Source organism: Nocardioides baculatus (genome assembly GCF_016735675.1).
In the GTDB taxonomy this organism is placed as follows: domain Bacteria; phylum Actinomycetota; class Actinomycetes; order Propionibacteriales; family Nocardioidaceae; genus Nocardioides; species Nocardioides baculatus.
The window spans coordinates 147,519-170,719 of sequence record NZ_JAERSG010000002.1; the positions used below are offsets into that span (position 1 = coordinate 147,519).

General features: G+C 72.6%; 23 protein-coding genes. 19 read left to right on the forward strand and 4 right to left on the reverse strand.

Annotated elements, in window-relative coordinates:
- Positions 1–52: 52 nt before the first annotated feature.
- From JI751_RS06385 to JI751_RS06405, 5 genes are read left to right on the forward strand one after another with little or no spacing between them, the layout of a single operon-like run.
- Positions 53–1,768: a hypothetical protein gene (locus JI751_RS06385; RefSeq protein ID WP_201934875.1), complete on the forward strand. Its 1,716-nt coding sequence runs from the start codon at positions 53–55 to the stop codon at positions 1,766–1,768.
- 5 nt (positions 1,769–1,773) lie between these two features.
- Positions 1,774–2,889 (forward strand): hypothetical protein, encoded by a 1,116-nt coding sequence (locus JI751_RS06390; protein WP_201934877.1) that lies wholly within the window; start codon positions 1,774–1,776, stop codon positions 2,887–2,889.
- A 6-nt stretch (positions 2,890–2,895) separates the two neighbouring features.
- Entirely contained in the window at positions 2,896–4,008 is a 1,113-nt protein-coding gene (locus tag JI751_RS06395) for an energy-coupling factor transporter transmembrane component T (protein WP_307813905.1), read from the forward strand.
- Complete coding sequence (locus JI751_RS06400) at positions 4,005–5,606, forward strand: ABC transporter ATP-binding protein (protein WP_201934880.1); 1,602 nt, start codon at positions 4,005–4,007, stop codon at positions 5,604–5,606. Before JI751_RS06395 ends, JI751_RS06400 begins: the two co-directional genes overlap by 4 nt.
- Positions 5,607–5,632: 26 nt before the next feature.
- On the forward strand, positions 5,633–6,475 hold the full coding sequence (locus tag JI751_RS06405; RefSeq protein WP_236665890.1) for an ECF transporter S component: 843 nt from the start codon (positions 5,633–5,635) through the stop codon (positions 6,473–6,475).
- Here the strand turns inward: JI751_RS06405 and JI751_RS06410 are convergent.
- From JI751_RS06410 to JI751_RS06420, 3 genes are read right to left on the reverse strand one after another with little or no spacing between them, the layout of a single operon-like run.
- Positions 6,462–7,601: a PQQ-dependent sugar dehydrogenase gene (locus tag JI751_RS06410; protein WP_201934885.1), complete on the reverse strand. Its 1,140-nt coding sequence runs from the start codon at positions 7,599–7,601 to the stop codon at positions 6,462–6,464. The two genes, JI751_RS06405 and JI751_RS06410, sit on opposite strands and share 14 nt — an antisense overlap.
- The gene (locus JI751_RS06415; protein ID WP_307813907.1) at positions 7,598–8,497 is read right to left on the reverse strand and encodes an EamA family transporter; all 900 of its coding nucleotides are present in this window, start codon (positions 8,495–8,497) and stop codon (positions 7,598–7,600) included. Before JI751_RS06415 ends, JI751_RS06410 begins: the two co-directional genes overlap by 4 nt.
- Positions 8,498–8,506: 9 nt before the next feature.
- Entirely contained in the window at positions 8,507–9,067 is a 561-nt protein-coding gene (locus JI751_RS06420) for a PadR family transcriptional regulator (RefSeq protein WP_201934886.1), read from the reverse strand.
- A 57-nt stretch (positions 9,068–9,124) separates the two neighbouring features.
- Between JI751_RS06420 and JI751_RS06425 the strand changes: the two genes are divergently transcribed.
- The 10 genes from JI751_RS06425 (at position 9,125) to JI751_RS06470 (ending at position 18,278) form a co-directional block, all read left to right on the forward strand.
- Complete coding sequence (locus JI751_RS06425; protein WP_201934889.1) at positions 9,125–10,123, forward strand: ATP-binding cassette domain-containing protein; 999 nt, start codon at positions 9,125–9,127, stop codon at positions 10,121–10,123.
- Positions 10,120–10,959, forward strand: coding sequence for an ABC transporter permease (locus tag JI751_RS06430; protein ID WP_201934890.1), 840 nt, complete (start codon positions 10,120–10,122; stop codon positions 10,957–10,959). Before JI751_RS06425 ends, JI751_RS06430 begins: the two co-directional genes overlap by 4 nt.
- Before the next feature lie 22 nt (positions 10,960–10,981).
- Positions 10,982–12,085, forward strand: coding sequence for a WD40/YVTN/BNR-like repeat-containing protein (locus tag JI751_RS06435; protein ID WP_201934895.1), 1,104 nt, complete (start codon positions 10,982–10,984; stop codon positions 12,083–12,085).
- Positions 12,066–12,575: an SRPBCC family protein gene (locus tag JI751_RS06440; protein ID WP_201934896.1), complete on the forward strand. Its 510-nt coding sequence runs from the start codon at positions 12,066–12,068 to the stop codon at positions 12,573–12,575. Before JI751_RS06435 ends, JI751_RS06440 begins: the two co-directional genes overlap by 20 nt.
- 421 nt (positions 12,576–12,996) lie before the next feature.
- Complete coding sequence (locus JI751_RS06445) at positions 12,997–13,653, forward strand: helix-turn-helix domain-containing protein (protein ID WP_201934898.1); 657 nt, start codon at positions 12,997–12,999, stop codon at positions 13,651–13,653.
- 58 nt (positions 13,654–13,711) lie between these two features.
- On the forward strand, positions 13,712–15,403 hold the full coding sequence (ilvD, locus tag JI751_RS06450) for a dihydroxy-acid dehydratase (RefSeq protein WP_201934900.1): 1,692 nt from the start codon (positions 13,712–13,714) through the stop codon (positions 15,401–15,403).
- 31 nt (positions 15,404–15,434) lie between these two features.
- The gene (locus JI751_RS06455; RefSeq protein ID WP_201934902.1) at positions 15,435–16,649 is read left to right on the forward strand and encodes a kynureninase; all 1,215 of its coding nucleotides are present in this window, start codon (positions 15,435–15,437) and stop codon (positions 16,647–16,649) included.
- Positions 16,646–17,419, forward strand: a complete 774-nt coding sequence (locus JI751_RS06460) for a GNAT family N-acetyltransferase (RefSeq protein ID WP_307813910.1) — start codon at positions 16,646–16,648, stop codon at positions 17,417–17,419. Before JI751_RS06455 ends, JI751_RS06460 begins: the two co-directional genes overlap by 4 nt.
- Before the next feature lie 2 nt (positions 17,420–17,421).
- Positions 17,422–17,838: a VOC family protein gene (locus tag JI751_RS06465; RefSeq protein ID WP_201934908.1), complete on the forward strand. Its 417-nt coding sequence runs from the start codon at positions 17,422–17,424 to the stop codon at positions 17,836–17,838.
- Positions 17,835–18,278: a deoxycytidylate deaminase gene (locus JI751_RS06470; RefSeq protein WP_201934910.1), complete on the forward strand. Its 444-nt coding sequence runs from the start codon at positions 17,835–17,837 to the stop codon at positions 18,276–18,278. Before JI751_RS06465 ends, JI751_RS06470 begins: the two co-directional genes overlap by 4 nt.
- Here the strand turns inward: JI751_RS06470 and JI751_RS06475 are convergent.
- Positions 18,275–18,727 carry a DUF6973 domain-containing protein gene (locus JI751_RS06475; protein ID WP_201934912.1) on the reverse strand — a complete coding sequence of 151 codons (453 nt, stop codon included), beginning with the start codon at positions 18,725–18,727 and terminating at the stop codon, positions 18,275–18,277. The genes JI751_RS06470 and JI751_RS06475 overlap by 4 nt on opposite strands.
- 25 nt (positions 18,728–18,752) lie before the next feature.
- Between JI751_RS06475 and JI751_RS21740 the strand changes: the two genes are divergently transcribed.
- The 4 genes from JI751_RS21740 (at position 18,753) to JI751_RS06495 (ending at position 23,172) form a co-directional block, all read left to right on the forward strand.
- Complete coding sequence (locus JI751_RS21740) at positions 18,753–19,769, forward strand: S66 family peptidase (protein WP_201934914.1); 1,017 nt, start codon at positions 18,753–18,755, stop codon at positions 19,767–19,769.
- A gap of 50 nt (positions 19,770–19,819) precedes the next feature.
- Positions 19,820–20,515, forward strand: coding sequence for a 4a-hydroxytetrahydrobiopterin dehydratase (locus tag JI751_RS06485; protein ID WP_201934916.1), 696 nt, complete (start codon positions 19,820–19,822; stop codon positions 20,513–20,515).
- Positions 20,512–21,177, forward strand: coding sequence for a 4a-hydroxytetrahydrobiopterin dehydratase (locus JI751_RS06490; protein WP_307813912.1), 666 nt, complete (start codon positions 20,512–20,514; stop codon positions 21,175–21,177). The genes JI751_RS06485 and JI751_RS06490 overlap by 4 nt, the downstream gene beginning before the upstream one ends.
- Positions 21,178–21,414: 237 nt before the next feature.
- Positions 21,415–23,172: an acetolactate synthase large subunit gene (locus JI751_RS06495; protein WP_201934918.1), complete on the forward strand. Its 1,758-nt coding sequence runs from the start codon at positions 21,415–21,417 to the stop codon at positions 23,170–23,172.
- The last annotated feature ends 29 nt before the right edge of the window (positions 23,173–23,201 follow it).

A 23,201-nucleotide genomic window follows, 5' to 3' on the forward strand; every position in this document is an offset into this window, starting at 1 on the left:
GCTGACCGGCGTATCGCCGACCTTGCCTCGCTGTCGCAGCGAGGAAGGAACCATGAATCCCACCTCGTCGTCCGTGCTCCGTCGAGCCGGCGCACTCGTGGTCGCCACCGCGATCACCTCCACCACCCTGCTCGCCGGCACCGCACCGGCGCAGGCACACCCTGCAGGCACGCGCGCGCTCACCGTCGGCGGGGCGTGGCTCGCGGCCCAGCTCGAGGACGGCCTGCTCATCGGGGAGTTCGGCCCGGAGTACGGCCCGTCGATCGACGCCGGCCTGGCGCTCTCCGAGGCCGGCAACGCGACGGGCGTGTCCGCCGTGGACACGGCCCTGCGCGGCGCCATCACCAGCTACATCACCGGTGAGGCCTACGGCGACGTCGGCAGCACCTACGCCGGCGCGACCGCCAAGGCCGCGACGTTCGCGACGGTCGCGGGCTCCGACCCGGAGTCCTACGGCGGCGTGGACCTGGTCTCCCGCCTCGAGGACGTCGTCAGTCAGACGGCACCGATCGAGGGTCGCATCGAGGACGTGTCGTCCTACGGTGACTACGCCAACGTGATCAGCCAGTCCTTTGCCGCTCGCGCCCTGACCACGGTCGGCTCGGACCGCGCCGACGAGGCGACCGCCTTCCTGCTCGACCAGCAGTGTGGCGCCGGGTACTTCCGCTTCGGCCTGACGTCGGACAAGACCAGCCCGCAGCAGGGCTGCGTCGCGGGCGCCGCCGGCAGCGCAGCCGACCTCGACGCCACGTCGATCACCGTCATCAACCTGCTGTCGACGCCCGGGGCTTCCCCGGACGCGATCGCGGCCGCCCGCTCCGGCGCGGCGTGGCTCGAGACCCAGCAGGCGGCCGACGGCTCGTTCGGCGCGGGCTCCGACGACGGCGTCAACGCGAACACCACCGGCCTGGCCGGGTGGGCGATGGGCGAGGCCGGCAAGACCCCCGCCGCGACGGCTGCGGCCGGGTGGCTGCGAGGCGTCCAGGTCGCCGACCTCGCTCCGTGCGCCACGACCCTGGCGGCTGACAACGGCGCGATCGCGCCGAACCCCACCGACCTGGCCGCGACCCGGACGGCTGGTGGCATTCCCAGCGCGAAGCGCTTCACCTACGCCTTCGCGACCGCGCAGGCACTGCCCGCCCTGGGCAACGTGCCCACCGGTGCGGCCGTCACGCTCTCCGCCCCGGCCACCGCGGTCGAGAAGAGCACCGTCACCGTCACCGTCACCGGCCTCGGTGCGGGCGAGCCCGGCTGCGTCAGCTTCGGCTCGGAGACCAAGAAGGTCACCGGCACGGGCTCGCCCGTCCCGGTCACGTTCACGCTGCCGGCGGGTGCGGCCACGCACACGTTCCGCGTCGCCACGCTGACCGGCTCCACCACCGCCACCACCGCGGCGACCCTCACCCCGGTGACGCCTCCGGTCGTGGCCGAGCCCACCGTCGGTGACCTGGCCGTCGCGAAGGTGGTCAAGGTGGGCAGGAAGGGTGTGCTCAGGCTCGAGGTCGACTGCGACTCGACCGTGGACTGCGCCGGCAAGGTCAAGGTCCGCACGGTCGGCAAGGTCAAGCGGCCCCATGGCAAGAAGAAGGTGCTGGTCCTCGCCAAGTCGGCGTACGACGTCGAGGCCGGTGACACCGCGAAGGTCAAGCTCACGCTGACCAAGCCGGCGCGCCGCGTGGTCGGCACCCAGCGGATCCGGGTGGTCGCCGTCCAGACCGCCGACGGGGCCGACCCGGCTCGCACGAAGTTCTGGCTGCGCCGGAAGTGATCTCGATGAGTGCCCGATCTCGGCGGGCCGTCACCTCCTTCGCCCTCCTGGCCGCCGGCCTGGTGGGCGGGGGAGTGACCGTGGGGCTCGCCCCGGCCGCCTCCGCGGCGACGTGCACCTCGGGCGGCGGGGTGAGCGTCGTGGTCGACTACCGCGAGCTCGGCGGCGGCATCCTCACCGCCTGCGCGCCCGACGGCGGGGGCAAGAGCGCCACGGCGATCGTCGCCTCGGTCGGCGTCTCGCTGACCTACGCGAGCCGACAGCCCGGCTTCGTCTGCCGGGTCAACGGCCAGCCGGCTGCTGATCCGTGCGTCAACGCCTCGCCGGCCGACGCCTACTGGGGCCTGTGGTGGGCTGACGGCTCGAAGGCCTCGTGGACGTACTCGTCGTACTCCTCCGGGTCGCTGACCGTCCCCGCCGGCGGCTCGGTCGGCTGGGCCTGGCAGCAGGACCGCGCCTCCAGCGGCGCCGTGGCACCCGGCGTCGCCCCGCCGGTGCAGGCCAGCAGCCCGACCGCGTCGCCCACGTCGACGTCGTCCCCCACCTCCTCCCCGGCGTCGCCGACCGCGACGCCGTCGGGTGGCGGTGGATCGCCGTCGTCCAGCCCGACGGCGAGTCCGTCCCCGGGTTCGGGCGGCTCGGGCAGCGGTTCGGGCGGCGGGTCAGGGGGCGGTTCCGGCTCGTCCGGCGGCTCGAGTGGCGGCGCTTCCGGCACGTCCGGTGGCTCGGGCTCCTCGCCCTCGTCGTCGCCCTCCGGCACGCCGTCCAGCCCGTCCGAGTCCCCCCTGGCCTCTGAGTCTCCTGGAGACTCAGGGTCGACGAAGGGCTCGGACAAGGGCTCCGACAAGGGCTCCGACAAGGGCTCCGACAAGGGCTCGGACGACGGCACCCTGGACGATGAGTCTCCCAGCGACTCAGAGGCCAGCGACGACGCCGAGGCCACCGATCAAGGCGTTGAGTCTCCTGGAGACTCAACGTCCAGTGCAGCCCCAGCGGCAGGTGAGCCGAGCGCCGATCAGCCGGCGCGCATCCCGGCCGCAGTCACCTGGGGCATCGTCGGCCTGCTCGCGGTAGCGATCGCGGGCAGCGCCGTCGTGGCGCGTCGTAGACGGGGGGTCTGACGCGCAGTGACCGGACCGGCCGCACCCGTGTGGGGACTGCCGCGTGACCTGCACCCGATCGCCTGGTGGTCCTGGGCGATCGGGCTGGCCACCGCGGCGTCCCTCACGACCAACCCGCTGCTGCTGCTGCTCATCATGGGCTCGGCGACGGTCGTGGTGATGGCGCGCCGGTCCGGTCACCCCTTCGGCCGCTCGTTCCGGCTCTACGTCCTGCTCGCGCTCGTCACCGTCGTGATGCGCGTGGTCTTCCGGCTGGTCTTCGGCGGCCAGGAGATCGGCCACGTGCTCCTCGACCTGCCCGAGATCCCGCTGCCGGACTGGGCGGCGGGCGTACGCCTGCTCGGCCCGGTCACGAGCGAGGCGCTGCTCGCCGGGCTGTACGACGGTCTCCGGCTCGCCACGATCATCCTGTGCGTGGGTGCCGCGAACTCGCTCGCCAACCCCAAGCGCCTGCTCGCCTCGGTGCCGCCGGCGCTCTACGAGATCGGCACCGCCCTCGTCGTGGCGGTGACGATCTTCCCCCAGCTCGCCGACAGCGCCCGCCGCGTCCGAGCCGCCCAGGCGCTCCGCGGCGGTGCGACGTCCGGCGTCGGCCGGCTGCGGCGCTTCCTCGTCCCGGTGCTCGAGGACGCGCTCGAGCGGTCCCTCGCGCTCGCCGCCGGGATGGACACGCGCGGCTACGGCCGCTCCGGCGGTGCGTCCCCCCGCGAGCGGTGGCTGACCGGATCCCTGCTGCTCGCCGCGCTCACCGGCATCTGCGTGGGGACGTACGCCCTCCTGGACCCCACCGCGCCCCGGATCCTCGCCGGGCCGATGCTCGGCGCGGGTGCGGTCGTCGCCGTGCTCGGCCTCGTCAGCGCCGGCCGCCGCGTGCAGCGCAGCCGCTACCGCCCCGACCCGTGGCGCACGCCGGAGCTGGTCACGGTCGGCGTCGGCGTCGTGGTCGCGGTGCTCGGCTGGTACCTCGGCCACACCCAGGTCCCCGTCGCCTACCCGGGCGTCGACGCGATGCCCTACCTCTCACCGTTGGCCCTGGTCGTCGGCCTGCTGGGCACCGCGCCGGCCGTGGCGACGCCGGTCCCGGCGACGGCCTTCGTCGGACGGGAGGTCACCGCATGACCGGAGTGATCGCCCTGCGCGACATCGGCTTCCGCTACGACGAGCACGAGGTGCTCCGCCACGTCGACCTCACCCTCGACGAGGGCGAGCTCGTGCTCGTGTCGGGGCGCACCGGAGTGGGCAAGTCCACGCTCCTCGGGGTGATCACGGGGCTGGTGCCGCGGTTCACCGGAGGCGTCCTCACCGGCGACGTCCTCCTCGACGGAGCGAGCATCGTCGAGCAGCCGCCGCGCGAGCGCGCGCACCTCGTCGGGTACGTCGGCCAGGACCCGCTCGCCGGGTTCGTCGCCGACACGGTCGAGGAGGAGCTCGCCTACGGCATGGAGCAGCTCGGGACCGCCCCGGAGACGATGCGTCGCCGGGTCGAGGAGACGCTCGACCTGCTCGGCATCGCCGACCTGCGCGCCCGCGACCTGCGCACGCTCTCCGGCGGGCAGCAGCAGCGCGTCGCGATCGGGTCCGTGCTGACCACCCACCCGCGCGTCCTCGTCCTCGACGAGCCGACCTCCGCCCTCGACCCGACGGCCGCCGAGGACGTCCTCGCGACCATCACCCGGCTGGTCCACGACCTCGGCCTGACGGTCCTCCTCGCCGAGCACCGGCTCGAGCGGGTCGTGCCGTTCGCCGACCGGATCGCACTGGTCGCCGGCGACGGCACCGTCCGGGTCGACGAGCCCCGAGCCGTCCTCGCCGACTCGCCCGTCGCGCCGCCGCTCGTCGACCTCGGCCGCCTCGCGCAGTGGGACCCGCTCCCGCTGACCGTCCGCGACGCGCGCCGGCAGGCCCGGACGCTGCCGGACCTGACCCCGCCAGCGGCGACCGTGTCCCGCGAGGCGATGCCGGTCCTCGCCGCCCGCGGCGTCACCGTCGTCCATGGCCACCACGTGGCCGTGCGCGAGGTGGACCTGACGCTCTCCGCGGGCCGGGTGACCGTGCTGATGGGCCGCAACGGATCGGGCAAGTCGAGCCTGATCTGGGCGCTCCAGGGCACGGGCAAGCGGCGTTCCGGCACGGTCGACGTCGACGGCGACGACCCGGCCACGCTCGCGCCCGCCCAGCGCCGTACGCACGTCGGGCTGGTGCCGCAGACCGCCGCCGACCTGCTCTACCTCGAGACGGTCGCCGAGGAGTGCGCGGCCGCCGACGCCGGCGCCGAGGCCGGACCGGGCACCTGCCGTGGCCTGCTCGACCGGCTCGCTCCCGGCATCGATGCCGACCTCCACCCGCGCGACCTGTCCGAGGGACAGCGACTCGCCCTCGCCCTCTCGATCGTGCTCACCGCCCGCCCGCCGGTGCTGCTGCTGGACGAGCCGACGCGCGGCCTCGACTACGCCGGCAAGGCCGAGCTCGCCCGCATCGTCGCCGACCTGGCCGCCGAGGGCCGGGCCGTCCTCCTCGCGACCCACGACGTCGAGTTCGCCGCCCACGTCGCCGACGAGGTCGTCGTCCTCGCCGAGGGCGAGGTCGTCTCGAGCGGTTCGCCGCGTCGCGTGCTCGCGGAGTCTCCGTCGTTCGCGCCGCAGGTCACCAAGGTGCTCGGCCCGCCGTGGCTGGTGGTCGAGGAAGTCGCCGCCGCGCTCCTGGAGGTCCGCCGATGAGCACCCCGACGAGCCGGACCGTGGCCATGCCCATCGGCCCCCGCACCGCGGGCGTGCTCGCCCTCGCCTCACTGGCCGGCCTGATGATGCTGTGCTGGCCGCTGCTGCTCGACGCCGAGCCAGGCCAGCGGGTCGAGCCGCCGTTCGTCTTCCTGGCGCTGCTGTCGCTGGTGATCGTGGTCGTCCTCGCCGAGATGGGGGAGGGCGGCATGGACGCGCGGGTGCTCGCCGTCCTGGGGGTGCTCTCGGCGATCAACGCCGTGCTGCGCGGCTTCGGGGCGGGCACCGCGGGCATCGAGCTGGTGTTCTTCCTGCTCGTGCTCGGTGGCCGGGTCTTCGGAGCGGGCTTCGGTTTCGCGTTCGGCTGCACGTCGATGTTCGCCTCCGCGCTGCTCACCGCCGGGGTCGGGCCGTGGCTGCCGTTCCAGATGATCTGCGCGGCGTGGGTCGGGATGTTCGCCGGCCTGCTCCCGCGCCGCGTCACCGGCCGCGGTGAGGTCGTGATGCTCGTCGTCTACGCCGTCATCGCGTCGTACCTCTACGGGATGCTGATGAACCTCAGCTACTGGCCCTTCACCCTCGGCATCGTCGTGCCCGACCACCAGGGCTCGCTGGCGTACGTCGCCGGCGCGCCGGTGCTCGAGAACGCCCACCGGTTCCTGGTCTACACGCTGCTGACGTCGACCGGCGGCTGGGACACCGGTCGCGCGATCACGACCGCGGTGGCGATCGTCGTGCTCGGCCCGGCGATCCTCACCACGCTGCGCCGGGCGGCCCGTCGCGCGGTCGTGGCACCCGGCGCCAGTGCCCAGTCCAGCCGCAGTGCCGGTGTCGGCGCCGCGGAGCCCGGCGAGGTCAGGGCTGGATGACGATGATGCGGTCGTCGGCCTTGGTCGGGTTGCCCCGGCCGTCCTGGTTGGAGGTCGTCAGCCAGAGCTGGTCGTCGGGTGAGGTGACGACGGTCCGCAGCCGGCCGTAGTCCTCGGTGAAGAAGGCCGTCGGCTGGGTGGCCCTGCCCTGGGCCGAGACCTTGATCCGCCAGAGTCGCTGCCCGCGGAGCCCGGCCATCCAGAGGTGCCCGTCGGCGTACGCCAACCCGCTCGGCGACGCCTCCTCGACCGGCCAGACCAGCTGCGGGTCGATGAAGTCCGACCCGCCGCCGGTGCCCTCGACCTCGGGCCAGCCGTAGTTGCCGCCCGCCTCGACGAGGTTGAGCTCGTCCCAGGTGGAGTCGCCGAACTCGGAGGCCCACAGGCGTCCCTCGTCGTCCCAGGCGAGCCCCTGGACGTTGCGGTGGCCGAGTGAGTAGACGGGCGATCCGGGGTCGGGGTTGTCCGGGGCGGGCTCGCCGTCGGCGGTGATGCGGAGGATCTTGCCGGCGAGGCTGTCGGGGTCCTGCGCCAGCTCGGGGTTCCCGGTCTCGCCGGTGGTGACGTAGAGGTAGCCGTCGGGCCCGAAGGCGATCCGGCCGCCGTCGTGGATGAAGCCCGCGGGGATGCCGTCGAGCACGACGGTCGGTGCGTCGAGCTCGGTGCCGTCGAGGCGGGCGCTCACGACGCGGTTGTCCGAGCCCGTCGTCAGGTAGAAGAACAGCGTCTGGTCGGTGTCGAAGTCCGGCGACACCGCGACGCCGAGGAGGCCGGCCTCGCCCTGGGGGACCGCTGCCGTGATCCCCCCGAGCCGGGTCAGGGCGCCGTCGGGCGTGACCTGCAGGACGCGTCCGGTCTCGCGCTCGGTCACGACGGCGTTGCCGTCCGGCAGGAAGTCCACGCCCCATGGGACGTCGAGGAGGTCGACGAGCGTGCCGACGGCCTGCGGGTCGCCGCCCTTCGGCCCTGAGTCGCGCGGAGACTCAGCGGGAGATTCGCTGGGCGTCGGCTCGCTGGTCGGGTCGGTCGGCTGCGTGACGCTCGGAACGGGAGCCGGTGCGGGGTCGGAGCAGGCCGTGGTCGCCGCGAGGACGAGGACGAGGGAGGTCAGGGCCGGACGCGTCATGTGGCCAGTGTGCCGGGCGGGTGTGCGTGCTCACCGGGCTCTTCTCCGGGCGTCGCGCCCGAGCGGGTCGCACCGATGGAGGCCGCCACGACGCAGGCGATCGCCAGCCACTGCAGGACAGACAGGTGCTCGCTGAGCACCACGATCGCCGCGAGCGCCGCCGCGGCGGGCTCGAGGCTCATCAGGATCCCGAACACCGCCGGGCGCAGGCTGCGCAGCGCGACGAGCTCGCAGCTGTAGGGGATGACCGAGCTCAACAGACCGACGAGTGCACCGATGAGCAGGATCCGGCCGTCCCAGAGCTCGCTCCCGGCGCTCAGGAGTGCCGGCAGCGTCATGCCGGCCGCGGCGACGATGCTCGCCACCGCGAGGCCGTCGAACCCGGCCCACCGCCGCCCGGTGCTCGCGCTGAGCAGGATGTACGCCGCCCACGCGGCCCCGGCGAGCAGGGCCGACAGCACGCCGAGCAGGTCGAGGTCGCCCGGCTGGAGGCCGAGCAGGAGCACGCCGACACCCGCCAGCAGCACCCACACCAGGTCGCGCGCGTGCCGCGAGCCGAGCACGGCCAGGGTGAGCGGGCCGATGAACTCGATCGTCACGGCGATGCCCAGCGGGATGCGGGAGAACGACTGGTAGATCGCCCAGTTCATCGTGGCGAGGCTCGCGCCGAAGGCGAGCACCACGAGCCAGTCCTGCCGGCTGCGGCCGGTGAACCGCGGCCGCGCCACGGCGGCGAGGACGAGGGCGCTCGTGGCCAGCCGGAGCCACACCATCGCGGTGGGCGAGATCTCGCCGAACAGTCCCTTGGCGATCGCCGCGCCGACCTGCACGGACAGGATGCCGATGAGCACGAGCCCCACCGGGCCGAGGATGGATCGGCTCGGTCGCGGGGTCACCCGCCAAGCCTAGGGACCGTGATCGCCGAGGCTGGCCAGGGCCCGCTGGGTGTGGACCGCCTCCGCTGCGAAGTAGTCCAGCCCCCAGTCCGCGACGAGCGCGGGGAAGCGGAACGGCTCCCCCTCGCTGTCCGCGCCCCGCAGGGACTCGCGCACGCCGTGGAGGTCGGTGAGCGCCTGGTCGAGCTCGGCGAGGTAGTCGTGGAGCATCTGTCGCGTCCGCTCCGGCTCGCTGGCGTGGCCCACCAGCAGCCGCAGCAGGACGGGGTGCTTGAGGACCGGGAAGCCGGCGGGGGTCTCGGCCATCCAGGTGCGCAGCGCCTCCTGCCCGGCGTCCGTGATGGCGTACGACGTCACCTCGCGGCCGCCGTCGGGGTGGGCGTCGGCGCGGACCAGGCCGTGGTCGGCCAGGCGGCGCAGCTCGGTGTAGATCTGGCTGGTCGCGGGGGAGACCCAGTAGAAGCGGAGCGTCATGTCGGCGCGCTGCTTGATCTCGTAGCCCGTCAGCTCGTCGCCGAACGTGAGGAGGCCGAGGATCGCGTACGCCGTCACCGGAAGGTCTTGACTCATCTCTCCTGCAGAGTAGTGTTCCTAATCGGAATAGTCACGGAGGGGACGGTCAACGGGGTGGGACGCGAGCACGCGATCGAGGCAGAGGGACTGGTCAAGGAGTTCGGGGAGACGCTGGCGGTCGACGACGTCAGCTTCGCGGTGCCGCGGGGGACGGTCCTCGGCCTGCTCGGTCCCAACGGCGCCGGCAAGACGACCACGGTGCGGATGATGACGACGCTCACGAAGCCGACCCGCGGCACCGCCCGCGTGGCGGGGCACGACGTGCTGGCCGACCCCGCCGCCGTACGCCGTTCGATGGGGCTCACCGGCCAGTCGGCCACGGTCGACGAGCTGCTGACCGGCCGCGAGAACATCTGGCTCATCGGCAGCCTCTACGGCCTCGACAAGGCCACCGTGGACCGGGTCGGGGGTGAGCTGCTCGAGCGGTTCTCGCTCACCGGTGCCGCGGACCGGGTGGTCAAGACCTACTCCGGCGGCATGCGGCGACGTCTCGACCTGGCCGTCAGCCTGGTGGCGACGCCACCCGTGCTCTTCCTCGACGAGCCGACGACCGGACTCGACCCGCGGAGCCGGGTCGAGCTGTGGGACGTCCTGCGCGACCTCGTCGAGGACGGTACGACGCTGTTGCTGACGACGCAGTACCTCGAGGAGGCCGACCAGCTCGCCGATGACATCGTGGTGATCGATCGCGGCAAGGTCATCGCCCAGGGCACTCCGCTCGAGCTCAAGGACGCCTCCGGCAAGGCGGCGCTCGTCGTCACGGTCTCGCGTGCCGAGGACCTCGGTGCCGCCGTGGAGCGCGTCCGGAGCGCGGGCCTGGAGGCCCACGTGGAGGAGGCCGCCCGGCGGATCACCGCGCCGGCCGACGGCCTGTCCGACGTCACCCGGATCGCCTCGATCTTCGACGGCAGCGGGATCGAGATCGACGACCTCGGCCTCCAGCGGCCGAGCCTCGACGACGTGTTCCTCAACCTGACCGGCCACCGGGCCGAGGAGGTCGACGGCGACGCGATGGACGGCGACGCGCACGACGGGCAGGAGGTGCCGGCATGAGCCACACGGAGCACGGCGCCATCGAGCGCCCCGAGATCCGTCACACCACCCTGTGGCACCAGTCGGTGACGATCTTCCGGCGCAACCTGATCCACATCAAGCGGATGCCGGAGATGCTGCTCGACGTCACCATCCAGCCGGTGATGTTCGTGCTGCTCTTCGCCTTCGTGTTCGGCGGTGCCATCTCGGTCGGCGCTCCCGCCGGCTACCGCGAGTGGCTGCTCGGCGGGATCATGGGCCAGACGATCGCGTTCGCGTCGTTCATCGTCGCGGTCGGGCTGACCGCCGACATCGACAAGGGTATCGTCGACCGGTTCCGGTCGCTGCCGATCAATCCCGCGGCGATCCTCGTCGGGCGCAGCATGTCGAGCATCACCCACTCCTTCATCGGCATCATCGTCATGTCGCTGACCGGGCTGGTCGTCGGCTGGCGGATCCGTGGCTCCGTGCTCGAGGCGCTGGCGGCCTACGGCCTGCTGCTGCTCTGGGGCTTCGCGATGATCTGGGTCGGCATCCTCGTCGGCTCGGCGATGCGCTCGGTCGAGGCCGTCAACGGCGTCATGTTCACCACGATGTTCCCGCTGACGTTCCTCTCCAACGCGTTCGCGCCGTCGGAGAAGATGGGCACGGTGCTCCGCGCGATCGCGGAGTGGAACCCGATCTCCGCCCTCGTCCAGGCGGTGCGGGAGCTCTGGGGCAACACCGGCCCGGCGCCGGCCGACTCGCACCTGCCGATGCAGCACCCGGTCCTCTTCACGATCCTCTGGACCGTCGGGATCACCGCGGTGGTCGCGCCGCTGGCGCTCAGGACCTTCCGCAACCGCACCCTGCAGTGAACCGAACCGAAGGAGCCCCCGCATGTCCCGCACGTTGTTGATGGTCGGCACCCGCAAGGGCCTGTGGCTCGGCACCTCGGACGAGGCGCGTACGTCGTGGGAGTGGACGGGGCCGCACTTCCCGATGGAGGAGGTCTACTCCGTCATGATCGACACCCGGGGCTCCGCGCCGCGGCTGCTGGCCGGCGCCTCGTCGAGCTGGCTCGGCCCGCAGGTGTGGCGCTCGGACGACCTGGGTGCGTCGTGGGACGAGACGCCCAACGGCGCCGCGCGCTTCCCCGAGGACACCGGCGCGACCCTGGCCCGGGTGTGGCAGCTCCAGCCCGGCCTCTCCGCCGACGGTGGTGACGAGGTCGTCTGGGCCGGCACCGAGCCGGGTGCCGTGTTCCGCTCCGACGACCGGGGCGAGACGTTCTCCCTCGTCCGCGGGCTGTGGGACCACCCGCACCGCGAGGAGTGGAACGAGGGCTTCGGCGGGCAGGCCTTCCACACGATCCTGCCCCACCCCGACGACCCGTCGCGGGTGCTCGTCGCGCTCTCGACCGGCGGGGTCTACGTCACCTCCGACGGCGGCTCGTCCTGGGCTCCGTCCAACACCGGCGTGAAGGCCGAGTTCTTCCCCGGCGAGCGCAACTACCCCGAGTTCGGCCAGTGCGTGCACAAGGTCGCGCGCGACGCCGTCGACCACGAGCGGCTCTACCTCCAGAACCACGGCGGCGTCTACCGCTCCGACGACGGCGGCGCGTCCTGGAACGACATCGCGCCGACCCTGCCGACCGAGTTCGGCTTCGCGATGGTGGCCCACCCGCACCGTGCCGACACGGCGTACAACTTCCCCATCACCGGCGCCGAGGCCCGCTGGCCCGTCGACGGCAAGGCGCGGGTCTACCGCACCACCGACGCCGGCGCGTCGTGGGAACCCCTCGGCGACGGCGCGCTGCCGGACGGCTACTTCACCGCGGTGATGCGTGATGCGATGTGCGCCGACGACCACGAGCAGGTGGGTCTCTACTTCGGCGGACGCAACGGCGGCGTGTGGGCCTCGCCCGACGAGGGCGCGACGTGGCAGGAGATCCACAAGGACCTGCCCGACGTCCTCGTCGTACGTGCCGCTCACCTCGACTGAGACCCGTCCCCGAGGTCTACGCTCGGCACATGGCCGACTTCTCCCTGTCGCGCAGCACGCGCATCCAGCGCCGCCCGCCAGCATCCACCCGCTGATCGACGACTTCCACCAGTGGCAGCGATGGTCGCCGTGGGAAGGTCTCGACCCCGACCTGCACCGCGAGTACTCCGGCGCTCCCGCCGGCATGGGATCGATCTACCACTGGTCCGGCAACAGGAAGGCCGGCGAGGGCGAGATGCGGATGACCGAGTCCACGACCTCCCGCGTGGCCGTCGACCTCGACTTCCTCAAGCCGTTCAAGGCCTCCAACGTCACCGTCTTCCAGCTCGCACCCTCCGGCGACGGCACCGACGTCACCTGGACGATGACCGGCACGCGGAGCGCGGTCATGGGCCTGATGGGCAAGCTGTTCTTCGACAAGGCGATCGCGGCCGACTTCGACAAGGGCCTCGCCGGCCTCAAGCGCGAGGCCGAGGGCACCACCACCTGACGCGGGCCTGCTCCGCTCGGTCGACCGTGCTCGAGCTTGCTCCAGCCGGTGGCCGGCCGTGATCGACGGTGGTCGCGGCCCCGCTGGCCCATGAGTCTCTGAGCGACTCACGGTGTGTCCGCACTCCGCCGGCGCCTCCTGGCCCGTGAGTCTCTGGGCGACTCAAGGTCGCCGGCCGGCCGCTGCCAGGGCCGCTGGCCCGTGAGTCTCTGGGCGACTCATGGGCGAGTGCGGGCGGTGAGGGTGCACGAGGGTGGCTGCATCGGATCGCGGGCCACCGGGTGTCCACAGGCAGCCGCGTGTCGGCGTACGGGCGCGTGGCTGTGGATGACGACCTCAGCGCTGTCGGCGGTGACGTCTGTGCTGGGCGTACGACGCGCCCCGACCGGGGGCGCAGGTGGCCGGCGAGAGGTGGCACGGGGTGGACGAGCAGACGGACAACCAGGGGGAGGGCCGGACGGACGAGGACGCGGACCTCCTGGCGGCCGCACGAGCGGCCTGGGACTGCATGGCGAACTGGACGCAGGCCGAGCGGGACGTGTGGGAGATGGGTCCGTTCGACGGCGGGATCCCGGGCATGGTTCGCCGGGTCAGGCGGATCCTCGACGTGTCGCAGCGGGGGTTGGCCGCGCTGCTGGACGTGTCGCAGTCGGCGGTGGCGCGGTGGGAGACCGGTCGGACGAGCCCGCGGATGAGCGTGATGGAGCGGCTGCTGCGAATGGCGCGGCTGCGGATGCGGTTCGAGGACGAGGAGACCGCGGAGCCGGTCGGTCCGATGCGTGCCGACGGTGCGAGGAAGCACGGAGGGAGCCGCTACCCCGCACACACCGACCTCACCGCGACCGGCTGGTGGGTCCCGCGGCGGCTCCGGACGATGACGTCGATCGAGGCATTCCGTGCCCGGGACCGGTCGAGACGGGTGGGCGACCCGGCGATCCGGCACCGGGTCTCGGCCTACTGGCGACGGATCGAGCGACTGATGTACGGCACGCCCGACGACCACCCGGCGGTGCACCAGCTCGTCGCGGAGGTCCGTTACCTCGACGAGTGCCGCGAGGACCGGCGGCGGGCGAGGTAAGGCCCCGCAGCCTGAGACACGTGGGCTCCGGGCGAGGCGAGCGCACTAGCCTGACGCCATGAGCCACGCAGCCGACGGACCCGACATCAAGCCCCGGAGCCGCGCCGTGACCGACGGCCTCGAGGCGACCGCCGCGCGCGGGATGCTGCGCGCGGTCGGGATGGGCGACGACGACTGGGAGAAGCCGCAGATCGGGGTGGCGTCCAGCTGGAACGAGATCACGCCCTGCAACCTGAGCCTCGACCGGCTGGCGAAGGCCGTGAAGAGCGGCGTGCACGCGGCCGGCGGCTACCCGCTCGAGTTCGGCACGATCTCGGTGTCCGACGGGATCTCGATGGGGCACGAGGGGATGCACTTCTCCCTGGTCAGCCGGGAGGTGATCGCGGACTCGGTCGAGACCGTGATGATGGCCGAGCGGCTCGACGGCTCGGTCCTGCTCGCGGGGTGCGACAAGTCGCTGCCCGGCATGCTCATGGCTGCCGCCCGCCTCGACCTCGCGAGCGTCTTCCTCTACGCCGGCACGATCATGCCCGGGCAGGTCGACGGCAAGGACGTCACGATCATCGACGCCTTCGAGGCGGTCGGTGCGTGCCTGGCCGGCAAGATCACCCGCGAGAAGGTCGACGAGATCGAGCGCGCGATCTGTCCGGGCGAGGGCGCCTGCGGAGGGGCGTACACCGCCAACACGATGGCCAGCGTCGCCGAGGCCCTGGGGATGTCGCTGCCGGGCAGCTCGTCCCCGCCGGCGGTCGACCGGCGTCGCGACGGGTTCGCCCACAAGTCCGGCGAGGCCGTGGTCAACATGCTGCGCGAGGGCATCACCGCCCGCCAGATCATGACCAAGCCCGCCTTCGAGAACGCCATTACGATGGCGATGGCGCTCGGCGGCTCGACCAATGCCGTCCTCCACCTGCTCGCGATCGCCCGCGAGGCCGAGGTCGACCTGACCCTCGACGACTTCACCCGCATCGGCCGCAACGTCCCGCACCTCGCGGACATGAAGCCGTTTGGCCGGTTCGTGTGGACCGACTTCGACCGGGTCGGCGGCATCCCCGTCCTGCTGCGGGCGCTGCTCGATGCCGGGCACCTGCACGGCGACGTCCTCACCTGCACGGGCAAGACGATGGCGGAGAACCTCGCCGACCTCGACCCCAAGCCGCTCGACGGCGAGATCCTGCGCCAGCTCGACCGGCCGATCCACGCCACCGGCGGCCTGACGATCCTCAAGGGCTCGCTGGCCCCCGAGGGTGCGGTCGTGAAGAGCGCCGGCTTCGACGACTCCACCTTCACCGGCACGGCCCGCGTCTTCGACGGCGAGCGCAACGCGCTCGACGCCCTCGCCGAGGGCGCGATCCAGGCGGGCGACGTCGTCGTGATCCGCTACGAGGGCCCCAAGGGTGGCCCGGGCATGCGCGAGATGCTGGCCATCACCGGGGCGATCAAGGGCGCCGGGCTCGGCAAGGACGTCCTGCTGATCACCGACGGCCGGTTCTCCGGCGGTACGACCGGTCTCTGCGTCGGCCACATCGCGCCCGAGGCCAGCGACGGCGGTCCGATCGCGTTTCTCCGGGACGGCGACCGGATCACCCTCGACGTCGCGAACATGACCCTCGACGTCCACGTCGACGAGGCCGAGCTGGCCTCGCGCGCCGAGGGCTGGGAGCCGCTCCCGCCGAAGTACACCCGCGGCGTCCTCGGCAAGTACCGCAAGGTCGTCCAGTCCGCGGCGCACGGAGCGGTCTGCTACTGATCGAGGCCGACCGGGTCGATAGGTTGCGGGGGTGAGCACCCCCCGCACCTCGGCCGAGCTCGACGCCGCCGACCCCCTCGCGCTGCTGCGCGGCCGCTTCGTCGGCGCCGAGTCCGACCTCGTCTACTTCGACGGCAACTCGCTCGGGCGTCCTGTCGCCGACGTGGCCGACCGCCTCACCGCCTTCGTCCAGGAGGAGTGGGGCGGCCGGCTCATCCGCGGCTGGGACGAGCGCTGGATGGACCTGCCGACCACCCTCGGCGACGACCTCGGGCGCATCGCCCTCGGTGCGGCCGCCGGCCAGACCGCGATCGGGGACTCCACGACCGTCTGGCTCTACAAGCTGATGCGCGCCGCGGTGGACCACGCCGTCCGGACGGATCCCTCGCGCACCGAGATCGTCATCGACACCGACAACTTCCCGACCGACCGCTACGTCGCTGAGGGCATCGCCGCCGAGCGCGGACTGACGCTCCGCTGGATCGAGGTCGACACCTCGGCCGGCGTCACGGCCGACCAGGTCCGGGAGGCGGTCAGCGAGCGCACCGCCCTCGTCGTGCTCAACCACGTCGCCTACCGCTCGGCCTGGCTCGCCGACGCCCCCGAGCTCACCCGGATCGTCCACGACGCAGGGGCGCTGGTGCTCTGGGACCTCTGCCACTCCGCCGGTGCGGTCCCGACCGCCCTCGACGAGTGGGACGTCGACCTCGCCGTCGGCTGCACCTACAAGTACCTCAACGGCGGCCCCGGCTCACCCGCCTTCGGCTATGTCAACGCCCGCCTCCAGGGCGAGCTCACCCAGCCGATCCAGGGCTGGATGGGCCACGCCGCCCCGTTCCTCATGGGGCCCGGCTACACGCCCGCGGCCGGCATCCGCCGCTTCATCTCCGGCACCCCGCCGATCCTGGGCATGGTCGCGATGCAGAGCATGCTCGAGCTGGTCGAGGAGGCCGGCATCGAGGCGATCCGGGCGAAGTCCGTCGCGCTGACGTCGTACGCCGTCGAGGTGGCCGACGCGACGCTGCCCGAGGTCACCCTCGCGTCCCCGCGCGACCCGGCGCAGCGCGGCGGTCACATCACCCTCCACCACGACCGGATGCGCGAGGTCACGGCCCGGCTCTGGCAGCGCGACGTGATCCCCGACTACCGCGACCCGGGCGGGCTGCGGATCGGCCTCTCGCCGCTGTCGACGTCGTTCGACGAGGTGGAGCGCGGCATGGCCGCGGTCGCGGAGGCGCTGCGGTGAGCGGGCCCGTGGCAGTGCAGCTGTCGGCCACGCGGACCCGGGCCACCAACGACCACGGCCAGCGCATCGGCCGTCCCGTCGACTGGTCGGGTGCGGCCCGGCCGGACCGGGAGCGGGTCCTCGAGGGGATCGGCGTACGCCTCGAGCCGATCGGCACGCAGCACGTCGACGGCCTGGTCTCGGCGGTCGGCGGCGCGGACGACGACGCGCTGTGGACCTACCTCTTCTGGGACCGCCCGCGCGACCGTGACGAGATGGCGGCACTCGTCGCCGAGCTCGCGGCGGACGAGGAGCGGGTGTTCTACGCGATCGTCCCGACGGAGACCGGTCGGGCGGCCGGCTTCTGCGGGCTGATGCGCATCGACGCCGCGATGGGCTCGATCGAGGTGGGCGCGATCAACTACGGCCGCCAGCTCCAGCGCAGCCGCGCGGCCACCGAGGTGCAGGCGCTGCTGATGCGCCACGTGTTCGCCGACCTGGGCTACCGCCGCTATGAGTGGAAGTGCGACAGCCTCAACGCACCCTCGCGCCGCGCCGCGATCCGGCTCGGCTTCATCTGGGAGGGCCGGTTCCGCAACGCGCTCGTCTACAAGGGCCGCAACCGCGACACCGACTGGTTCTCCATCACCGACCTCGAGTGGCCGCGTGTCAGCGCCGCCCTCGACACGTGGCTCGACGACGGCAACTTCGACGACATGGGCCGCCAGCGCGCCCGCCTCGCCGCCCGACCGCCCGAGAAGGCACCGCCCGAAAACGGTGGGAAGGACTGAGCATGGACCAGCGCGTCAGCTTCATCACCCTCGTCGTCACCGACCTCGGGGCCTCCCGGCAGTTCTACGTCGGCGGCCTCGGCTGGGAGCCGGTCTTCGACGACCCCGACGAGGTGCTGATGTTCCGGGTCGCCGAGAAGGTCGTGCTGAGCCTGTGGACGGAGTCGGGCTTCGTCGCGGAGGTCGGGCACGCGCCCGCGCGTGGTGGCGTGCCCCCGATCACGCTCTCCCACAACGTCGCGACCAAGCAGGGCGTCGACACCGTCCTCGAGCAGGCGGCCGCGGCCGGCGCCACCGAGGTCGGCGAGCCCGTCGAGCGCGACTGGGGCGGCTACACGGGCTACTTCGCCGATCCCGACGGCTTCCGCTGGGAAGTGGCCTACAACCCGGGCGAGATCGGGCAGTCTGTGCTCCCGTGAGCGACCAACAGGCCGTACCCGGCTGGGACGACTACTTCCTCGGCATCGCGACCGCCGTCGCCGCCCGCGCGAAGTGCACGCGGCGCCGGGTCGGCGCCGTGCTGACGATCGACCACCGGATCATCGCGACCGGCTACAACGGCGCGGCCCCCGGCGAGGACGACTGCCTCATGGGGGCCTGCCCCCGCGGCCGACTGACGTACGACGACGTGCCGGGGCTCGGCGACTACGACCGGCCGGGCACGCCGGGCTTCTGCATCGCGATCCACGCCGAGGTCAACGCGCTGCTGTTCGCGACGCGCGACACCAAGGGCGCGACGGCCTACATCACCGACCCGCCCTGCCCGGGCTGTCGCAAGGCGCTCGCCGCGGCGGGCGTGGTCCGTGCGGTCTGGCCCGACGGCGAGCACGACCGCGAGGGCCTCACCGCCTGGAGCTAGTGGGGCTTGACCCACACCAGCTCGTCGGACTCCCACTTCTCGAGCGCCACCGGCACCAGCACCGACATCGCGGCCGACGCCGACCCGGCGGTCAGGTCGTCGGCGTGCTCCGCGCCGTAGGCCCGGCCGGCCGCGTTGTTGTGCTGGTCGACGCTCGAGTCGCGTCGGCTCGGCGTGCCGGCCTCCTGCGCGTCGGCGATGTCCCGCGCGGCGTCGGCACCGAAGCGCGCGGTCAGCACTGCCTGCCACATGAAGTGCCGCATGGCGTTGGTGCGCCCGGGTACGCCGCGACCGTGCGCAGCCGCGGCCTGGAGCGCGGCCTGCGAGATCCGCAGCACCTCGAGGCCGCCCGCAGGACCGAGCCCCGTGTCGATCGCGGCACCGAACAGCCGGGGCACGCCGGTCGCCGCGTGGATCGCCTTCGAGACGGAAACGCCGAGGAGTCCCATGGACACACCCTGACAGAATCGGCGCGTGTCCTCGACGCCCCGCTTCCCCCGTCCCCTCCGTCCGGGTGACCGGATCGGCGTGACCTCGCCGTCCGCAGGTGTCGCCGGTGCCGCCACGCAGCGGATCGAGTTCTGCGTCGACTGGCTGCGCCAGCGCGGGTACGACGTCGTGGTGGGGGAGTGCATGGACGGCACCGGGCTCACCTCGGCGCCCGCCGAGCAGCGGGCCGCCGAGCTCACCCGGATGCTCGCCGACCCCGACATCCACTGCGTGGTGCCGCCGTGGGGCGGCGAGACCGCCATCGACCTCGTCGACCTGATCGACTACGACGCCCTCGCCGGGGCGGAGCCGACCTGGCTGGTCGGCTACTCCGACCTCTCCACCGTGCTCCTCCCGATCACGACCCGCCTCGGCTGGGCGACCCTGCACGGCGACAACCTCGCCGACACGCCGTACGCCGTCCCCGACGGGCTGCTGCACTGGCTCGACCTCGCGAGCGGCGACGGCCCCTTCGTGCAGCGGGACTCCGGCGTGGTCACGGACTGGTGGCGGTTCGAGGAGGACCCCCGGGCCACCGAGTGGAAGCAGGTCGGGACGAGCCGCTGGGAGGTCGAGGGCGGCGGCAGCCTCGACGTCTCCGGTCGGCTCATCGGCGGCTGCACCGAGACGATCGGCCACCTCGCCGGGACGCCGTACGGCGACGTGCGCGCGTGGGCCGAGACGCTGGACGGACCGACCGTCGTCTACCTCGAGTCGTGCGAGGAGGACGCGGTCAACACCTGCCGCTTCCTCCACGCGATGCGGCTGGCGGGGTGGTTCGACCGGGCGGAGGCGCTCCTGGTCGGCAGCACCCGCGCTCCCGACCACCCCGACCTGAAGCAGCGCGAGGCGGTGCTCGACGCTGTCGGACGGCTCGACCTGCCGATCGTGTGGGACCTCGAGATCGGGCACGTGCCGCCGCACCTGCCGCTGGTCAACGGCGCGCTCGCGCGGGTGGTCGTCGACGGCGACGTCCGCGAGATCACCCAGACCCTCGCCTGACCGCGCGGACGGGGGTGGCCGCTGTCGGACCCTCGTGGCAGGGTCGAAGGATGAGCGACACGACCTCGGACCCGAAGGCACGTCTCACCCACGACCAGATCCTCGACGCGGGGATCGACGACTGGCGCAAGGTGCTCAACCGGCTGCGGGCCCGCTTCCGCACGGGCGACTTCGCGACCGGTGTCGCGCTCGTCGACCGCATCGGTGCGGCTGCCGACGAGGCCGACCACCACCCCGACGTATCGCTGACCTACCCCGAGGTGATCGTGACGCTCAGCAGCCACGACGTCGGCGGCATCACCAGCCGCGACATCGACCTCGCCCGCCGGATCAGCGGGTTCGCGGCCGAGCTCGGCGCCGAGGCGGACACCTCGGGGCTCACCGAGCTCGAGCCGGGCGTCGACACGACCGACGGGTCCCGGCTGTCTCCGTTCTACGCCGCACTGCTGGGCGGCGAGGAGTCCCGCGGTGGCATCGCAGACCCCAGCGCACAGGTGCCCGGGCTGTGGTTCCAGGAGCCGCCCGGGCCCGACGACGAGCGGGGCGCGGACCTGCCGGCACAGGAGTTCGACCAGCGGTGGCACTTCGACGTGTGGGTGCCCCACGACGAGGGGGAGCGGCGGCTCCAGGCGGTGCTCGACGCCGGCGGCACGCTCGTCAGCGACGCCGAGGCGCCGTCGTTCTGGGTGGTCGCGGACGCCGACGGCAACCGGTCGTGCATCTGCACGCCGCTGGAGCGCGGGTGAGCCAGCCGCTGACCTTCACCGCGGTCCAGGCCGAGCTCGAGCAGCCGGGCCTCGGTGACTGGCGGATGATGTTCCAGACGCTCGAGACCTGCTTCCTGACCGGGACCTTCGCGCGTGGCCTCGAGCTGGTCGGGCGCATCGGCGAGGCCGCCGACGGGCTCGGCCACGCTCCCGAGCTGGACGTGCGTGCGGCGGCGGTGCATGTCCGGCTGATCAGCCGCGACGTCTTCGGCGTGACGTCGGCCGACCTCGACCTCGCCCGACGGATCAGCGCCGTCGCCGCCGACCTCGGGGTCGCCGCCGACCCGAGCGTCGTGGAGATCGTCGAGCTGGCCCTCGACACCCCCGACCACGCCGAGATCAAGCCGTTCTGGCGTGCCGTCCTGGGCTACGAGGACCACCCGCTCCATGACCGCGAGGTGCGCGACCTCCAAGGGATCGGCCCGGCCCTGTGGTTCCAGGCCACCGAGCCGCACGAGGAGCCTCGCCAGCGCTTCCACCTCGACGTCCGCGTGCCGCCCGAGGTGGCGGGCCCGCGGATCGCGGCAGCGCTCGCTGCCGGCGGCACGCTCGTCAGCGACGAGCGCGCCCCGACGTTCGTCGTGCTGGCGGACGCTCAGGGCAACAAGGTGTGCGTCACGACCGGTCTCGGCCGCGACTGACCAGCCGGCTTGGCCGCCACATTCCGAGACTCGCGTTCCACATCGTGGGACGACTGGCACACTGGCTTGACGCCGGACCGGCCCGGCGACGACGGTTGTCGCATGCGCACCGACATTCTTGTACGCACGCGACGCGTGAGCTGAGGTCCCCGGACCCGCTGCACACGCGTCATCCCCTCGTCGCCCACCGGGCCGAGGGGTTTTTTGTTGGGCAGGACCGAGCCAGGAAGTGGATCCATGAGTGAGCAGGGCGGGCAGGGCGGCACTTCGGTGACTGGAGCGCAGAGTCTCGTGACGTCCCTCGAGGCAGCGGGCGTCACCGACATCTTCGGCATCCCGGGCGGCGCGATCCTCCCGGCCTACGACCCCCTCATGGACTCCACGCGGATCCGCCACATCCTCGTGCGCCACGAGCAGGGTGCCGGGCACGCCGCTCAGGGCTACGCCGCCGCCACCGGCAAGGTCGGCGTCTGCATGGCCACGTCCGGTCCGGGCGCGACCAACCTCGTCACGCCGCTCGCCGACGCCCACATGGACTCGGTGCCGATGGTGGCCGTGACCGGGCAGGTCGGTGCGGCGATGATCGGGACCGACGCCTTCCAGGAGGCCGACATCCGCGGCATCACGATGCCGATCACCAAGCACAACTTCCTCGTCACCGATCCCGCCGACATCCCGCGCACCGTGGCGGAGGCGTTCCACATCGCCTCGACCGGACGCCCCGGACCGGTCCTCGTCGACGTGGCCAAGTCGGCGCTCCAGGCGATGACGACCTTCAGCTGGCCGAGCGAGCTCCACCTGCCGGGCTACCGCCCCGTGACCACGCCCCACGCGAAGCAGATCAAGGAGGCGGTCCGGCTGATCAAGGAGGCCCGCCGCCCGGTCCTCTACGTCGGCGGCGGCGTGATCCGCGCCCGCGCCTCGCGCGAGCTGGCCCAGCTGGCCGCGCTCACCGGCATCCCGGTCGTCACGACGCTGATGGCGCGCGGCGCCTTCCCCGACAGCAACCCGCAGCACCTCGGCATGCCGGGCATGCACGGCACCGTCGCGGCGGTGGCCGGTCTCCAGAAGAGCGACCTGATCATCAGCCTGGGCGCCCGCTTCGACGACCGCGTCACGGGCAACCTCGACTCCTTCGCCCCCAACGCCCTCGTCATCCACGCCGACATCGACCCGGCCGAGATCGGCAAGAACCGGCACGCCGACGTGCCGATCGTGGGGGACTGCAAGGAGGTCATCTCACAGCTGGTCGCGCTGCTCACGGCCGAGGGCGCCGACGGTGACTACGAGGCCTGGGTCGCCTTCCTCGCCGGGCTCAAGAAGAGCTACCCGCTGGGCTACGACACCCCGGCCGACGGCTCGCTCGCCCCGCAGTACGTCATCGAGCGGCTCGGCGCGATCGCCGGCCCCGAGGCGGTCTACGCCTCCGGTGTCGGGCAGCACCAGATGTGGGCGGCCCACTACGTCGGCTACGAGAACCCCAACACCTGGATCAACTCCGGCGGCCTCGGCACCATGGGCTACGCCGTCCCGGCCGCGATGGGCGCCAAGGTCGGCATGCCCGACAGCACGGTGTGGGCGATCGACGGCGACGGCTGCTTCCAGATGACCAACCAGGAGCTGGCCACCTGCGCGATCAACGACATCCCGATCAAGGTCGCGATCATCAACAACGAGTCGCTCGGCATGGTCCGGCAGTGGCAGACGCTCTTCTACAACGAGCGCTACTCCAACACCGACCTGCACTCCAAGCGGATCCCGGACTTCGTCAAGCTCGCCGACGCCTACGGCTGCGTGGGCCTGGCGTGCGAGTCGCCCGACGAGGTCGACGCGACGATCGAGAAGGCGATGGCCATCGACGACCAACCGGTCGTCGTGGACTTCCGGGTCCACCGCGACGCGATGGTGTGGCCGATGGTCGCTGCCGGCACGAGCAACGACGAGATCAAGTACGCGCGCGACCTGGCGCCCCAGTTCGACGAGGACGACATCTAGTGGACGAGCGGAGCGAGACCGTCAACGAA

Coding starts and splice junctions, on each gene's coding strand:
- JI751_RS06465 (WP_201934908.1), top strand. CDS start 17,422: ATGGACCAGCGCGTCAGCTTCATCACCCTCGTCGTCACCGACCTCGGG.
- JI751_RS06495 (WP_201934918.1), top strand. CDS start 21,415: ATGAGTGAGCAGGGCGGGCAGGGCGGCACTTCGGTGACTGGAGCGCAG.
- JI751_RS06485 (WP_201934916.1), top strand. CDS start 19,820: ATGAGCGACACGACCTCGGACCCGAAGGCACGTCTCACCCACGACCAG.
- JI751_RS06410 (WP_201934885.1), bottom strand. CDS start 7,601: ATGACGCGTCCGGCCCTGACCTCCCTCGTCCTCGTCCTCGCGGCGACC.
- JI751_RS06390 (WP_201934877.1), top strand. CDS start 1,774: ATGAGTGCCCGATCTCGGCGGGCCGTCACCTCCTTCGCCCTCCTGGCC.
- JI751_RS06430 (WP_201934890.1), top strand. CDS start 10,120: ATGAGCCACACGGAGCACGGCGCCATCGAGCGCCCCGAGATCCGTCAC.
- JI751_RS06475 (WP_201934912.1), bottom strand. CDS start 18,727: ATGGGACTCCTCGGCGTTTCCGTCTCGAAGGCGATCCACGCGGCGACC.
- JI751_RS06405 (WP_236665890.1), top strand. CDS start 5,633: ATGCCCATCGGCCCCCGCACCGCGGGCGTGCTCGCCCTCGCCTCACTG.
- ilvD (WP_201934900.1), top strand. CDS start 13,712: ATGAGCCACGCAGCCGACGGACCCGACATCAAGCCCCGGAGCCGCGCC.
- JI751_RS06385 (WP_201934875.1), top strand. CDS start 53: ATGAATCCCACCTCGTCGTCCGTGCTCCGTCGAGCCGGCGCACTCGTG.
- JI751_RS06400 (WP_201934880.1), top strand. CDS start 4,005: ATGACCGGAGTGATCGCCCTGCGCGACATCGGCTTCCGCTACGACGAG.
- JI751_RS06420 (WP_201934886.1), bottom strand. CDS start 9,067: ATGAGTCAAGACCTTCCGGTGACGGCGTACGCGATCCTCGGCCTCCTC.
- JI751_RS06435 (WP_201934895.1), top strand. CDS start 10,982: ATGTCCCGCACGTTGTTGATGGTCGGCACCCGCAAGGGCCTGTGGCTC.